Source organism: Bacillus sp. SD088 (assembly GCF_017355205.1).
Taxonomy (GTDB): Bacteria; Bacillota; Bacilli; order Bacillales; family Bacillaceae_C; genus Lederbergia.
The window spans coordinates 237,584-252,387 of record NZ_JADIJK010000004.1; the positions used below are offsets into that span (position 1 = coordinate 237,584).

Annotated in this window: 16 protein-coding genes and 1 riboswitch; of the genes, 9 read left to right on the forward strand and 7 right to left on the reverse strand. The window is 41.1% G+C overall.

Annotated elements, in window-relative coordinates; genetic code table 11:
* Positions 1–27: 27 nt before the first annotated feature.
* The 4 genes from asnB to IPU53_RS05355 all read right to left on the reverse strand — a co-directional run bounded on the left by asnB (position 28) and on the right by IPU53_RS05355 (position 5,023).
* Positions 28–1,914, reverse strand: coding sequence for an asparagine synthase (glutamine-hydrolyzing) (asnB, locus tag IPU53_RS05340; RefSeq protein ID WP_207448640.1), 1,887 nt, complete (start codon positions 1,912–1,914; stop codon positions 28–30).
* 410 nt (positions 1,915–2,324) lie between these two features.
* Entirely contained in the window at positions 2,325–3,521 is a 1,197-nt protein-coding gene (gene metK / locus IPU53_RS05345; protein ID WP_207448642.1) for a methionine adenosyltransferase, read from the reverse strand.
* Positions 3,522–3,698: 177 nt separating this feature from the next.
* A riboswitch (SAM riboswitch) is annotated at positions 3,699–3,820 on the reverse strand.
* A 121-nt stretch (positions 3,821–3,941) separates the two neighbouring features.
* Positions 3,942–4,184, reverse strand: coding sequence for a DUF2584 domain-containing protein (locus IPU53_RS05350; RefSeq protein ID WP_207448644.1), 243 nt, complete (start codon positions 4,182–4,184; stop codon positions 3,942–3,944).
* A gap of 35 nt (positions 4,185–4,219) precedes the next feature.
* Entirely contained in the window at positions 4,220–5,023 is an 804-nt protein-coding gene (locus tag IPU53_RS05355; protein WP_207448646.1) for an alpha/beta hydrolase family protein, read from the reverse strand.
* Positions 5,024–5,355: 332 nt separating this feature from the next.
* On the opposite strand from IPU53_RS05355, the gene IPU53_RS05360 reads away from it, so the two are divergent.
* The 3 genes from IPU53_RS05360 to IPU53_RS05370 all read left to right on the forward strand — a co-directional run bounded on the left by IPU53_RS05360 (position 5,356) and on the right by IPU53_RS05370 (position 8,093).
* Entirely contained in the window at positions 5,356–6,318 is a 963-nt protein-coding gene (locus IPU53_RS05360) for an ABC transporter substrate-binding protein (protein ID WP_396019907.1), read from the forward strand.
* A 214-nt stretch (positions 6,319–6,532) separates the two neighbouring features.
* Positions 6,533–7,300: an ABC transporter ATP-binding protein gene (locus IPU53_RS05365; RefSeq protein WP_207448650.1), complete on the forward strand. Its 768-nt coding sequence runs from the start codon at positions 6,533–6,535 to the stop codon at positions 7,298–7,300.
* A complete protein-coding gene (locus IPU53_RS05370) occupies positions 7,290–8,093 on the forward strand; it encodes an ABC transporter permease (protein WP_207448652.1) in 804 nt (267 codons plus the stop codon). Before IPU53_RS05365 ends, IPU53_RS05370 begins: the two co-directional genes overlap by 11 nt.
* Positions 8,094–8,138: 45 nt before the next feature.
* Here IPU53_RS05370 and ytkD read toward each other — a convergent pair whose 3' ends face one another.
* Together ytkD and IPU53_RS05380 are read right to left on the reverse strand one after the other, a co-directional pair.
* Positions 8,139–8,615 (reverse strand): RNA deprotection pyrophosphohydrolase, encoded by a 477-nt coding sequence (gene ytkD, locus IPU53_RS05375; protein ID WP_207448654.1) that lies wholly within the window; start codon positions 8,613–8,615, stop codon positions 8,139–8,141.
* Between the two features lie 107 nt (positions 8,616–8,722).
* Positions 8,723–9,073: a hydrolase gene (locus IPU53_RS05380; protein WP_396019905.1), complete on the reverse strand. Its 351-nt coding sequence runs from the start codon at positions 9,071–9,073 to the stop codon at positions 8,723–8,725.
* Positions 9,074–9,272: 199 nt separating this feature from the next.
* Between IPU53_RS05380 and IPU53_RS05385 the strand changes: the two genes are divergently transcribed.
* Entirely contained in the window at positions 9,273–9,524 is a 252-nt protein-coding gene (locus IPU53_RS05385) for a DUF6154 family protein (protein WP_207448658.1), read from the forward strand.
* A 76-nt stretch (positions 9,525–9,600) separates the two neighbouring features.
* Here IPU53_RS05385 and IPU53_RS05390 read toward each other — a convergent pair whose 3' ends face one another.
* On the reverse strand, positions 9,601–10,044 hold the full coding sequence (locus IPU53_RS05390; protein ID WP_242698082.1) for a Dps family protein: 444 nt from the start codon (positions 10,042–10,044) through the stop codon (positions 9,601–9,603).
* Between the two features lie 188 nt (positions 10,045–10,232).
* Here IPU53_RS05390 and IPU53_RS05395 point away from each other — a divergent pair, with 188 nt between their 5' ends.
* From IPU53_RS05395 to IPU53_RS05415, 5 genes are read left to right on the forward strand one after another with little or no spacing between them, the layout of a single operon-like run.
* On the forward strand, positions 10,233–10,598 hold the full coding sequence (locus IPU53_RS05395) for a TetR/AcrR family transcriptional regulator (RefSeq protein WP_207448660.1): 366 nt from the start codon (positions 10,233–10,235) through the stop codon (positions 10,596–10,598).
* Between the two features lie 7 nt (positions 10,599–10,605).
* On the forward strand, positions 10,606–10,797 hold the full coding sequence (locus IPU53_RS05400) for a hypothetical protein (RefSeq protein ID WP_207448662.1): 192 nt from the start codon (positions 10,606–10,608) through the stop codon (positions 10,795–10,797).
* The gene (locus IPU53_RS05405) at positions 10,790–12,058 is read left to right on the forward strand and encodes a cytosine permease (RefSeq protein ID WP_207448664.1); all 1,269 of its coding nucleotides are present in this window, start codon (positions 10,790–10,792) and stop codon (positions 12,056–12,058) included. Before IPU53_RS05400 ends, IPU53_RS05405 begins: the two co-directional genes overlap by 8 nt.
* On the forward strand, positions 12,058–13,152 hold the full coding sequence (locus tag IPU53_RS05410) for a DUF917 domain-containing protein (protein WP_207448666.1): 1,095 nt from the start codon (positions 12,058–12,060) through the stop codon (positions 13,150–13,152). Before IPU53_RS05405 ends, IPU53_RS05410 begins: the two co-directional genes overlap by 1 nt.
* Positions 13,149–14,693 (forward strand): hydantoinase/oxoprolinase N-terminal domain-containing protein, encoded by a 1,545-nt coding sequence (locus IPU53_RS05415; RefSeq protein ID WP_207448668.1) that lies wholly within the window; start codon positions 13,149–13,151, stop codon positions 14,691–14,693. Before IPU53_RS05410 ends, IPU53_RS05415 begins: the two co-directional genes overlap by 4 nt.
* The last annotated feature ends 111 nt before the right edge of the window (positions 14,694–14,804 follow it).

Here is a 14,804-nt window from a genome sequence, read left to right on the forward strand (position 1 = left end):
CCAAGGCAAGGCACCTTAGCTCTTCTGTTACGAATGGGCCACAGCTAGTTCTTTCCCAAAATCGTATTGTTCCTCCATATAGACCGCATGCCAAACCATGAAGACAAGGACTGTCCAGATTTTACGGCTGTAGTCCATTTTTCCTTGGCAATGATCCTCTAGTAAATTTAATACGTATTGCTTATCTAAAATATAATCGGTATCGCTGTTGCGAATAATTTCTTTTGCCCAATCATACATTTCATCTTTTAACCAGTGGCGAATCGGAACTGGAAAACCTAATTTTTTGCGGTTCAAAACATGGTCAGGAATAACGCCCTCTGCGGCTTTGCGCAATACATATTTTGTTGTTCCTTCCGCTGTTTTTAAGCTAGTTGGAATTCTTGATGCAACATTGAATACTTCTTTGTCGAGAAACGGCACCCGCAATTCCAATGAATGAGCCATGGTCATTTTGTCTGCTTTTAATAAAATATCGCCACGCATCCATGTATGAATATCGACAAATTGCATGCGATCGACCGGATCATAGCCGACCGTATCTTGATACAGTGGACGCGTAATATCGCGATAATCCAATTGATCATTGTATTGCTTTAACAAACGGCGTTTTTCACTTTCATCAAACATTTTCGCGTTACCAATATATCTTTCCTCCATTGGAGTCACGCCACGTTCAATGAAGCTTTTGCCTTTTACCCCTTCTGGAAGCACATTCGCTAATGCACGTAAGATTGTTTTACCAACTTTAGGAATTTTATTAAATACTTCTAAGGATTGTGGTTCTCGGTAAATATTATAACCGCCAAATAGTTCATCTGAGCCTTCCCCTGAAAGCACAACTGTGACATGCTTCCGTGCTTCTCTTGCAACGAAATAAAGCGGCACACAAGCGGGGTCTGCCAATGGGTCGTCCATATACCACATGATCTTCGGTAATTCTTTCATATATTCTTCCGGTGTAATTACATAGCTGATGTTTTCAACACCTAATTTATCTGCTGTTTCTTTCGCTACATCAATTTCACTAAAGCCATCCCGTTCAAAACCAACGGAAAAAGTTTTGATTTTTGGGTTATATAATTTCGCAATCGAAACAATAAATGTTGAATCAATACCACCTGAAAGAAAAGAGCCAACCGGCACATCACTGCGCATATGCACATTGACCGAATCAAAGAGCACATCCTTAATTTCCTGAATAAATTCCTTTTCAGATTTTTGTACAGGCTGGAAATGGGCTTTCCAGTAACGTTGAATGCTAATGGGCTGATTCACTTTTTTTATAAAATAATGACCAGGTTCTAATTTCTTAATCCCCTTTGTCATCGTTTCAGGTTCTGGTACAAATTGATAAGTTAAATATTGCTGCAAAGAATCATGATTCAATTCATTCTTCTCAAGCGCCAGTAAAATACTCTTTTTCTCTGAAGCAAAAAATGTTTTGGGACCATCTTCTTTATAAAAGAATGGCTTAATTCCAAATGGATCACGTGCCCCGAATAAAGATTGTTCTTCTTTATCCCAAATAAGAAAAGCAAACATTCCTCGTAGCTTTTCTACTGCTTTTGCGCCTAACTGGCTGAAAAGCGCAATTAACACCTCTGTATCAGAATCCGTCTCGAACGTAAATCCAGCTTGAAGCAGTTCTTCACGTAATTCCACATAATTATAGATTTCTCCATTAAAAATAATCCAATAGCGGTCATTTTCATAAGAAAGCGGCTGTTTTCCACTTTCAATATCAATGATGCTTAGTCTGCGAAAACCAAATTGAACATGTTCATCTTCAAAATAGCCTTCATCATCTGGTCCACGATGGGTAATGATCGTATTCATTTGATGAAAAAGCTCTTGATCAGGATTTTTAGCTGATGTTGGATGATCATGGACACAACCGATAAAACCGCACATGTTTCGACACTCCTCTATTTTCAACAACTAGTACTCGTACTCAATGCTTCTATTTTAGCATTTAATCCGAATTTTTGTCAGTATATCCGTAAAAATAACAGAGCAAATCTTGGCTCTGTTATTTTTACCTAAATCTTTGTAAACATGTATATTTATCCCGGATTAACGGGCAGTAAGACCCCCACTTCAAGAATCCGAGGTGAAAACGAGAATTGTAAGTGGGGACAACTGGCATGGTTCAGGCCTGCGGGACGCAGGTCACAAAGGCGTTGCAACGTATAGGATGTATTAGTGCAGACGAAGCGACAGGACGTCGCGTTTGAGTCTGTCAACAGGATGTTGCGAATTTAGCCTTTGATCCTTAACATTCAGTGGGGGATGAAAAAACCCCCACTGAATGAAGTTTCACTTTATTGTACTGCTTTTAATAATTCTTCTGCTCGATCTGTTCTTTCCCAAGGTAGATCAAGATCAACTCGTCCAAAATGGCCGTATGCGGCAGTTTGTTTATAAATCGGACGTCTAAGATCTAACATCTTGATGATGCCAGCGGGACGTAAATCAAAATGAGCACGGATCGCGGCAACGAGAGTTTCTTCGGATACGGTGCCTGTTCCAAATGTATCAACAGAGATAGAAACAGGTTGAGCCACTCCAATCGCATATGCTAATTGCACTTCACATTTATCCGCTAGTCCTGCAGCGACAATATTTTTGGCTACATAACGGGCCGCATAGGCTGCGGAACGATCCACTTTTGTTGGATCTTTCCCCGAGAAAGCTCCTCCTCCATGGCGTGCATAGCCTCCGTATGTATCGACAATAATTTTTCTTCCTGTTAACCCAGCATCCCCTTGCGGTCCGCCAATCACAAATCGCCCTGTTGGATTAATGAAATACTTTGTTTCTTCATCCAATAAACCTTCCGGAACAACAGGAGCAATCACACAGTTTTTCATATCTTCTTGAATTTGCGCAAGCTCAATATCTGGGTGATGTTGAGTCGAAATAACAATCGTATCAATGCGTACGGGATTCCCAGCTTCATCATATTCAACCGTTACTTGAGTTTTCCCATCTGGTCGTAAATAAGGAAGGACTTTTTCTTTTCTCACTTCTGCTAGTTTTCTTGAAATTCGATGAGCTAATGAGATCGGAAGAGGCATTAATTCTTCCGTTTCGTTGCAGGCAAAACCGAACATCAATCCTTGATCCCCTGCACCAATCGCTTCGATTTCTGCTTCTGTCATATTTCCTTCTCTAGCTTCCAATGCCGTGTTCACTCCTGAAGCAATATCAGCAGATTGTTCATCAATCGCCGTCATCACCGCACAGGTTTCTGCATCAAATCCATATTTCGCACGTGTGTAGCCAATTTCTTTTAATGTCTCTCTTACTATTTTTGATATATCCACATACGTGGTTGTCGTAATTTCTCCTGCTACTAAAACAAGGCCAGTCGTGACCGAAGTTTCACAGGCTACACGAGCATTAGGATCATCCGCCAACAGTTCATCTAAAATAGAATCGGAAATTTGATCACAAATTTTGTCTGGATGTCCCTCTGTGACCGATTCCGAAGTAAATAAGCGTCGGTTTTTTGACATCTATGTTCCTCCTCCAAAATGATCTCCTAAGAAAAACGAATAACACTTAGAGCTGGATAACATCTATCCATTCCCCAAATCCTAAGGAGATTTTTATACTGCTTCTCTCTCTAAAAAACGAAAAACCTTTCCCGTATAAAAATAGAGGAAAGGTTAATTTCTTATCCGAGCCTTTCACTCTTATCGTCCAAGGCCATTGCCTTGCACCAGGTTAGCACCTTGCTACGGAAAATCAAGTGATTCGCAGTAGGTTGCTGGGTTTCACAGGGCCTGTTCCCTCCACCATCTCAGGATAAGAGTATCCGTTCAATGTAAAATCATAACGCAAAATCCGATAAGGGTCAAGTAAAGTTTTTTTATCCTTGAGGAATTTATTAAACGGAAAACGTCCACTGCTCATTCACAATGGACGTTTCAAATCTAATTACTGGAGTGTAAGGCAAGTAGCTGATAAGTAATAATCGTTTGATTCTCCTCCCATTCAACCTTTCTGATCTTGGCAGTGGCTCGGTAGTCACTTTCGATCGTATGCCTTACCTCAATGGGGATATCGATTGGATACAGGCGATATCCAGCTTTTTTTAAAATAAATTGATTATCCTGTTGTCTACTCTCTTTTCCTTTTGTGATGATCATTGTATTTAGTTCCAAGGGCATTCCCATGACAATCCCCCATTTCAAATATTGAATGATTATATTTATATTATATCGTGATTACTCTGTTGTTTCATCCAATAGCAAAGATCTTTTACAATTTTCCGATTGATTGCTGGTGGAAAATAATGAGTATAGTGTTCAAAATACCAGGTTTCCACTTTTTTTTCCAATGTCCGTAGTCTTTTTTCTAAGCGGTGTGCATGATCGATCGTCACATTGTCATCAAGGTTGCCATGAATAATTAAAACAGGCGGTTTAATTGCTTCCATTTCATACAGCGGTGTCCGCCATTGATATTCTCTTTGGGAAGTCTTTGGTGAACCACCAATCACCCTTTTCATCATCCTTCTCATATCAATCCGCTCTACATAAGTTAAGGCCACATCTGATACGCCTCCCCATGTAACCACTGAGGCAGCATGATCATATTCTAATCCTGTTAGCAGTGCCATTACACCCCCTCGCGAAAAGCCAAAAATATGAATGCGTTTGGCCAAAACACGGGGATGCCTCTGTAATAACATAAAGCTGGAAAAAGCGTCATGTCGATCTTCACCCGCAAAATCTTCATTCCCCTCGCCCCCACGGTTTCCTCGGTAAAAAGGGGCAAAAACGATAAAACCTTCTGAAGCAAATTGGGCAATTCTTGCTGGCCTCACCATCCCAACATTCTTGATCCCGCCCCGTAAATAAAGGAATCCTTCATACTCTCCCGCTTGCTTTGGCTCCGCTAATAGACCTTTTACTCTTAGCCCTTCTGACAAATAGGTAACCAAATATAATTTTATTTGCGGATTTGGTGAAGGAAATATTTGTTTTTCCAGGATTTGTCCATCTTGTCGCATCGATCTTCGCTCCTTATATTTTGCTTTCCTCTAGGCTATCACACAATTTCCTGATTCTCATATAATAATTCTAAATTGGATGCACACAGAACAACAGCATAAGCGCCCGTTTAGTGGCGTACAAATTTAAAGGTTTCTGACAGAATAAAGGAAACACGGTGAAGACGAACCGATGTTGACTTACGCAATCAGGACGTAAATTTGCTAGCCGCTGGACGCTGGAGCTGGATGATAACTCTTGAAGTTATCTCCAGGCAGCAATTCTGTAAAATCCTAAGCACCGAGGAGGAAACCCCATGAAGGCAATGGTGAAATTTGGCTTTGTGATTGTAATGGCTTTTCTAACAGCCTTCGTCTTAACCAGTTGTTCCCAAAAAGATTCGTTAGAAAAAGTAAAGCTCGCTGAAGTGACTCGCTCTATCTTTTATGCTCCCCAATATGTTGCCCTTGAGAAAGGTTTTTTTGAAGATGAGGGATTGGATGTTGAACTTACAACGACTTGGGGTGGAGATAAAACAATGACCACCCTGCTAGCAGATGGGGCGGATATTGCGCTCGTTGGATCTGAAACCTCAATTTATGTAGATGCTCAAGGAGCTACAGATCCCGTAATTAATTTTGCACAATTAACAAAAACCGACGGCACCTTCCTTGTTTCCCGTGAAGAGATCGATGATTTTGATTGGGAAATGCTCAAGGGCTCCACTTTCCTTGGACAAAGAAAAGGAGGAATGCCACAAATGGTCGGCGAGTTTGTGCTCAAAAAGCATGAAATTGACCCCCATGCTGATTTAGAGTTGATTCAGAATATTGATTTTGGCAATATCGCCAACGCTTTTGCCTCAGGCACAGGTGATTTCGTCCAACTTTTTGAACCTACGGCGTCTGTTTTTGAAGCAGAAGGAAAAGGTCATATCGTCGCTTCTTTTGGCGAAGAATCAGGGCAGGTTCCTTATACCACTTTTATGGCGAAACAAAGCTATATCGATGAAAATTCAGAGACTGTCGAAAAATTTGTCCGCGCCATGGATAAAGCGCAAGACTGGGTAGAGAAAGCCACTCCAGAAGAGATTGCGAAGATAGTCGCCCCTTATTTTGAAGATGCTGATGTCGACACCTTAGCCATTGTCGTGGAACGTTATCGGAGTCAAGGCTCCTTTGCAACCGATATGAAATTAACCAAAGAAGGTTGGGAAAATTTACAGGCGATCATGGAAGAAGCGGGAGAACTTCCTGAAAAAGTGGATTATGAAAAGCTTGTCAATACCTCGATTGTCGAGGAAGTTTCAAAATAAATTCGAAGCTGTTAGTGCGCAATGTCAAGAGATGTCGCGAAGGTATGCATTTTATGGATAACTTGCGCAAACCAGTTCGAAGTCTCGCATTCCCAGGCTATTTAGGGCAGGTTCAGGGGAATGCTGCGCAACTTGCGCATTTCCAATTCGAAGTGGCGCATTTTAAGTCCAAATAATGGCAGGAAATACCATACGTACAGAAGGAGGCCCGCTCATGAGCTTTATTGAAGTAGAACAAGTCGGTCACCATTATTTTACTCCCTCCACTGCGACGACAGCTTTGGAGGATGTATCTTTTACTATTCAAAAAGGAGAGTTTGTTTCTTTTCTCGGACCTAGTGGATGCGGGAAAACGACGATGCTTTCGATTTTGGCTGGCTTGATCACCCCTACATCAGGGCATATTCGCATCGAACAGCAAGCCCTTGATCAAGATACAAATTTTATTGGCTATATGCTACAGCAGGATTATTTATTTCCCTGGAAAACAATTGAGGAGAATATCCTACTTGGGTTAAAGATCAATGGCCGATTAAGTTCAGAAACCAAACAAAGTGCACTAAGTTTTTTAAACCAAATTGGCTTAAAAGGCGTCAATCAGCAAAAACCACAGCAATTATCTGGAGGAATGCGGCAACGAGCGGCTCTCGCTCGAACAATGGCCGTGAATCCAAAGCTTTTACTATTAGATGAACCCTTTTCCGCATTAGATTATCAAACAAAATTAAAATTAGAAGATTTGGTTGCAGAAATTTTAAAAGCTTATGGAAAAACAGCAATTTTGGTTACCCATGATATAGGTGAGGCGATTTCCATGAGTGACCGTGTTTTCCTTTTTTCGGGAAGCCCCGGAAAAATCCATCGTATCTTTGATATCCCAAAAGAATTACGAGTGTTAAAGCCTTTTGATGTAAGAAGTCAAGAAACTTATAATCAGATCTTTCAAACGATATGGAAGGAGTTGGAAGCTCTTGAAAGCTAATCAGCCTGATCTCCTCCATGCCCAATATAAACAAAAGATTTTGAAGGAGAAAAAATGGGTACTCTTTTACCAAATCCTGATCTTCCTCTTGTTTTTTTCATTATGGGAGATCGCTAGTCGACTGCACTGGATTGATCCGCTCATTTTCAGTTCTCCTACGAAGGTAGCTTCGTTATTAGTCGAAAAAATTATCGACGCTTCCTTGTTTACCCATTTAGGTGTGACCGTTTTCGAAACAGTGGTGGGATTTATTTTAGGAACAGTACTCGGCACAATACTAGCTGCGATTCTCTGGTGGTCGCCTTTCTTCTCAAAAATCTCTGACCCTTATCTCGTGATTTTGAATGCAATGCCGAAAGTGGCGCTTGGTCCGATTCTTATTGTCGGCCTTGGTCCAGGATTTTCCTCGATCATTGCCATGGGGACACTTGTATCAGTGATTATTACCACGATTGTCATCTATACCTCATTTCGTGGAGTGGATGATCATTATATTAAAGTGTTAAAGACATTCGGCGCCTCGCGCAAGCAGATTTTTAAAGAAGCGATTTTGCCTGCTTCCTTCCCAACCATTATTTCGACGTTAAAAGTCAATGTGGGGTTATCGTGGGTCGGTGTCATCGTTGGGGAATACCTTGTTTCCGCAAAGGGTCTTGGCTATATGATCATTTATGGATTTCAAGTGTTTAATTTCACCCTTGTCATGCTTTCGCTCATCTTGATCGCCATTTTTGCGACGTTAATGTATAAAGGGGTCGAATGGCTCGAAAGAAAACTGATAAATGAAAAATAGCTTTATATCCAAAGACGTGGACCCAATAATCGATCCACGCCTTTTTTATTGAATCCCCATATTTTTCAGCTGCTCAAGGGCCAGGGGGACAACCTTGTCCTTCATAATGAAGCTAAATCGATCGGTATGTAATGGGGTTAAAAGCTCATCGTCTAGCAGTACCGGACCTTTTGTTTCTAAATAATCATCTTTTTTCTCTAATTTGTGAACATCCGCATACATAATCGCTTTGACGAAAGGAGTGGAAGAAGGCTCTTGCACTTGATACTCCCCAACATAGGAAAGGGCCGTAATCACTCCACCTGTTTCCTCCCATACCTCTCTTTTCGCTGCTTCTTCAACCGTTTCCCCATCCTCTAGTTTCCCACCTGGAAATTCTAATCCCCGCTTGGTATGATCTGTCAATAGCCAGTTTCCTTGATAACGACAAATCACGAAGACATGCTGCGCTTTTAAAGGGAAAACTTCCCGCTGAAAAACAAGTTTGACTTGAAATCCGTTTTGATCAATAAAATCATACATCCGCATCCCTCCCCCTTCTACTATAACCGCTGAGAAGAAACAGAGGAAACAATTCCCCTCCACATTACCGATTACAATTCGTTTTTCAGTAATCCTTTACCACTTTATCACATCGGGGGACTGTCCCCATTATTGTCCCCATTATTTAAAATCCCGATGCTATCGATATGATCTTTTGTTTCTTGGTCCCCTAATTCGTAGATCATTTGATAAATTTGGGTTAAATTTGCGTCATATCTATCATTTGTGGGGTCATTGTGATATTCTACCCAAGGAATATGTGCACGGGCAAAGTCTGCTATGCTGTTGGTATAATTGGAATCGAAAATTTGCCGGAGTTTGCTTATTTGCTGTTCTGTGGCATTTATTTTAAACTGCCAAGGTGAGACATTGGGAGCTGAAAAGATTTCTCCTGCGCCAATGGATATATAATAGGTCTGGCGATCTTGTTGATCCACATTCATCTACCTCCAAGTCAATGTAATCCAAAAGTCATCACTTTTGATGATTATGCATATTTTGCTGCATTCCATCTTATTTTATTCTTAAAGGATTCTAACACATAGGAATGTAGATTAAGGAAAATATACGAAGGCAGGATTGTTTTTTCAAAAGAAGGGTAAGAAAAAGTAAAAAGCTAAAAGGGAGGTGCTAAGAATGAAACTTGTAGATGAACTATTTGCAATGTACCAAGACAAAATTACGGACGAAGAGGATTTAGACATGATCACTTTCGCTGTTCTCGAGCATTATAATAAAAAAGAACTTATGCAAATCGTCCATGACATGAATGAATTTGAACTGCAATATTTTATCCGAATGTATCTATTGGAATCCCTCAAAGGGAAAATGGAACAGTCCGAAGTTCATGACCAATATTCTTCTAATCATTCAAAATTTTATCACTAATACATATGAATGAGTTTCTCGCTTCGGGATTGGGCTTCTCAATAAAAAAACTTGGTGCACTATGGCACCAAGTTTTTTATTTTCCGAGAAAAGCTCGTAGCATCCAATTATGTTTTTCCAAGCTTGTGTGGATAGCTAGGAACATATCAGATGTGGATTCATCTCCTGCTTTTTCGGCTATTTCCATTCCTTCGTTTAATTCATCAATTAATATTGTAAAATCATCGACGATTGATTGCACCATTCCATTTGCATCTAAGGTTTCTTCTACTTCTCCGATGCTTGCCATTTGTAGGACATCTTTTAGCGTGGCAACGGGAGAACCACCAATTGACAGTAATCTTTCCGCCAATTCATCAATATTCTCATCAGCTTCATTATAAAGTTCTTCAAATTTCACGTGCAGAGAAAAAAAATGTGGTCCTTTCACATACCAATGATGATTATGTAATTTCGTGTAAAGGACAGTCCAGTTCGCTACTTGTTTATTCAACACTTCAATAACTTGTGTGTTTGTCAATATTATCACTCCCTTTAATTATATATACCCGGCTTTCCCGATTTGAAACATGTTTAGATTCCCCTTTTTCCAAAAAATTATTCCGCCCTATTGTTACATATTTATTCCAAATCACGTATAAAAAGCCACTTGAATTTCGACAAAACTTGCTATATTATTAACCTAACAATCATTAGGTGGTGCATATTTTGACGAAAGATAAAATTTTATCAGCAGCGATCAATCAGTATTCGATGTTTAATTATCATGGAGCTACCATGCAAAAGATCGCAAAAGAGGTAGGAATCAAGCCGGCTTCTATCTATTTTTTTTACAAAAATAAAGAGGAGCTATTTATTGCTGCTTTCCAAAAATTATTGGAGTCACATTTTGAACAAATGAAAATAATATTAGCGGAAGCACAAGACGGGGGAATTGTTGAAATTTTCCACTCTTTATTGTCTGGGACAGTTGCCTATCACAAAAGTCATATGCAAGAAACCAATGCTTATATTTCCCTTGTGGCTTCACCACCGGCTGAAATGAAACAGTTTCTTCAATACATGGATGTTTGATTCCTTAGTGGAACTTGCAAAGCGAGATTTTCCCCATTTAACTGAAAAGAAAGCAACCATGCTGACAAAGCAATTTGCGTTACTTATGGACGGGATTTTCTGGGAAATCAATCTTTATGATGACGAGACTCTGCAGGAACAAATAAATCAAGCAAATACAATCATGGGAATACTATTGGAGGAACTACAACATGAATAATGATTATGAAAGACAGCCTGTCCCTATAAATGAAAGAAAAAAATGGTATTCCATTAGTTTAGTTTGGATCGCAGTGGGGATTGACCTTTCTGCCATGCTATTTGGAGCAGAATTAGGAGCTGGGATGAATTTTCAAGATGCATTGCTTGCTGTTGTAATTGGCTCCGCGATTCTAGGCGTATTAGCCGCCTTTTGTGCCTATGTCGGGGCAGTTACTGGTTTATCCACTTCGATGATTTCCAAATTTACCTTTGGGGCAAATGGAGCGAAATTTGTTTCTCTGTTTTTAGCCGTCTCTCTACTTGGTTGGTTTGGTGTACAAACTGGATTTTTTGCAGAAAATGCCTTTGCAGCTATCAAAGGCGTGGTAGGATGGGAGATCCCCCTTCCTCTATTGGCTGGAATTGGCGGGATCTTAATGATGACAACCGCTGTTCTTGGCTATCGCGCGATTGAGAAGCTAAGCTCATGGTCTGTGCCTTTACTTTTGATATTAGTCATTTTATCCGTAATTCTAGCGATTAAAAAATACGGTGCAAGTGAATTATCAGCACCTGTTGAAAATATATTTTCATTTGGTATGGCGATTTCCCTAGTCATTAGTGTTTTTGTTGTCGGTGCCGTGATTTCGCCAGATGTATCTAGATGGGCCCGAACGAAAAAGGATGCGATACTCGCTTCTTTCTTTGGTTTTTTCTTTGGTAATAGCTTTATGATTGTGATTGCGATGATTCTCTCCAGAATTATGGATGAGAGCGACCTCACAACGATTATGATTACAGTTGGCTTAGGAGTTCCAGGCATCTTAGTACTCATTCTTGCACAGTGGACAACCAATACCAATAATGCTTATTCATCTGGATTGAGCTTGTCTGTGATTTTTTCAAAGACAAATAAGGTTGTGCTTACGTTAATTGCCGGGATTATCGGAACTTTACTTGCTGTCTTAGGAATTTATGATTATTTCATCGATTTCTTAACGATTATGACGATGTTTATCGCCCCCATTGGCGGGGTATACACGGCTTCTTACTATATTGGCGGGCAATCATTGTTTAAAAATGAGAACAATCAAGCCTTTAAATTCCTACCCTTGCTTGCCTGGGTGCTGGGAACTCTCATTAGCTGGTTGACAATGGAAGGTCCGATTGGCTTAGAACTATTCACACTCACCACAATCTCATCGGTAGATAGTTTTCTAGTCACCTTTCTTTTCCAAGCGATTTTCATTATTTTATTTAAACAAAGGAGAGCTGTCTAATGAGATGGTTACATGAAAAAGATATAGAAAATATTGCGATCGGTGCCACTGTCCTTGGCACTGGTGGGGGAGGAGATCCTTATATTGGAAAGATGATGGCCTTATCTGCCATTAAAAAATTTGGTCCAGTCCAAGTGATATCTGTCGATGAATTGAATGAAGATGATTGGGTACTCCCAGCCTCTGGGATGGGCTCCCCCAGTGTATTAGTTGAAAAGATCCCTTCCTTTGAACAATTATCAGCCCCATTACAAGCCTATGAAAAAGCTGCTGGCAAAAAAACGGATGTAGTGATGCCAATCGAAGTCGGTGGTGTCAATTCTTTAATTCCAGTCGCTGTTGCTGCGATGAATGGCATTCCGATATTAGATGGGGATGCAATGGGACGGGCCTTTCCTGAGGCGCAAATGGTCACCTTCCATTTGGACGGATTAAAGCCAAAGATCGCGACGATTGGCGATGAGCAAGGTAATACGGTCACCATCGAACCTGTGGATGGTTTTTGGAGTGAAAAATTAGCGCGGAATATTACGATATCTATGGGAGGATCTTCAATTGTTTGTGATTATGGAATTACTGGTGAACAAGCGCAGAAAAGTGTGATTCCTGGGACGCTCACGCTCGCGCAAGAAATCGGGGCTTTATTATCAAAGAACCGTACCGCTCAAATCCATCCGATTGAACAAATGCTGAAGTTATTGAAAGGATATCGTCTTTTTAAAGGAAAAGCGACTCACATAAAAAGAGGAATCCAAGGTGGATTCACGCGCGGAGAAGCTCAGTTTGATGGAACCGATGAATTTGATCAACAAGCCTGTACCTTGCATTTCCAAAACGAGCATTTATTAGCAGAAATAAATGGAAAACCGATCGCGATGACTCCTGATTTAATCGCGGTTTTAGATGAAGAGACCGGTATGCCGATCACAACGGAAGGGTTAAAATATGGCGCACGAGTCGTCATAGTCGCATTCCCAGCCCATGATAAATGGCGGAGTAAGATGGGGATTGACACAGCAGGTCCCCGTTATTTTCAGTATCCGTATGATTATAGACCCTTGGAATCGTTAGTAAAGGAGCATGCAGACAAATGATTAGACTCGGAATTGATGTTGGTGGAACCAATACAGATGGTGTGCTTTTAAATGCGGATAATCAAGTGTTGGCAAGTGCAAAACATGCAACAACCGCGGATATTTTTACTGGTATGGAAAAAACGATTGAAGCCTTGGTCGAGGAAGCAAGAATAAATGTGCAAGAGATTCAAGTGGCGACATTAGGGACCACGCATTGTACGAATGCGATTGTAGAACGAAAGGGATTAAATAAAGTTGGCATTATCCGCTTGTGCCTCCCTTCTGGGACAACCGTTCCTCCGTTAATTGGCTGGCCAGAGGATTTAGTGGAAGAGTTGCAAGTGACGACGGTGCTTGTTCATGGTGGCTATGAATATAATGGAGAACCGATTTCTGCCCTGCAATATGATGAGCTCGAACAAGCGGTCCAACAATTCCGTGGACAAGTCGACTCGATTTCTATTTCTGGGGTCTTCTCCCCTGTTTTAAATGAACAGGAAAAAGAAGTAGCCGCGTTTTTAGAAAAAGAATTACCAGGTATTCCATTATCACTTTCAAGTGAAATTGGTTCAATTGGATTAATCGAACGCGAAAATGCGACAATTTTGAATGCGGCTTTGATGCAGACGATTCAACACGTGACATCAGGATTTCAGCAAGCATTAGAGGAGCAAGGGATCGAGGCGCGAATTTATTTAGGACAAAATGACGGTACCTTAATGACGCATGAATTTGCCCAAAAATATCCGATTTTCACGATTGCTTGTGGACCGACAAACTCAATTCGTGGGGCGGCTCACCTTTCACAAGAACCCAATGCGATTGTCGTCGATATTGGCGGGACAACGACGGATATTGGTGTGTTAAGTAATAGTTTCCCAAGGCAAACTTCGCTCGCAGTGGAAGTCGGAGGAGTGCGCACCAATTACCGGATGCCGGATATTTATTCAATCGGCTTAGGTGGGGGTACCCGTGTCCATTTACAAGATGGTTCTTGGAAGATTGGCCCCGATAGTGTCGGTCATCAATTAACAGAAAAAGCGATTGTCTTTGGCGGCCAGGAATTAACGGCTACAGATGTAGCGATTGGTGCAGGTATGATGACGATTGACGGGACAGACAGTGATCAGCTTGCCTCCTATCCGATTGACAACATTTATCCTGACCTTGTCGAAATGGTCGAAAAGGCGATCGATCGAATGAAAACAAGTGCAGATGCTTTGCCAGTAGTCCTAGTTGGCGGTGGTGCCTCCTTAATGCCCAAGGACTTACAAGGCGCTAGTCAAGTCATTCGCCCAGCCCATGCTGGTGTCGCCAATGCGATTGGGGCGGCCCTGGGAGATATCAGCGGCACCGTTGAACGGATTTACCCGTTAGACAATCAATCCCATCAAGAAGCAATTGAAGAAGCCAAGGCTGAAGCGATCCAAACCGCAATTGAAGCAGGAGCTAACCCAGATCAAGTCGATATCATCCAATTAGAAGACTTTCCCCTTGCCTATCTGCCTGGCAACGCGATCCTCGTGCGAGTGAAAGCGGCGGGACCTTTGAAGCTATAAAAAATCGAGCTTAAGATCAGTGGGGAGTGCATTTATCTTCGCGTGCTGATCTTAAGCTTTTGTTTTTATTAGCCGTTAGAAGTGGGTTATTAGCCGTTCCTGGATGCTTAT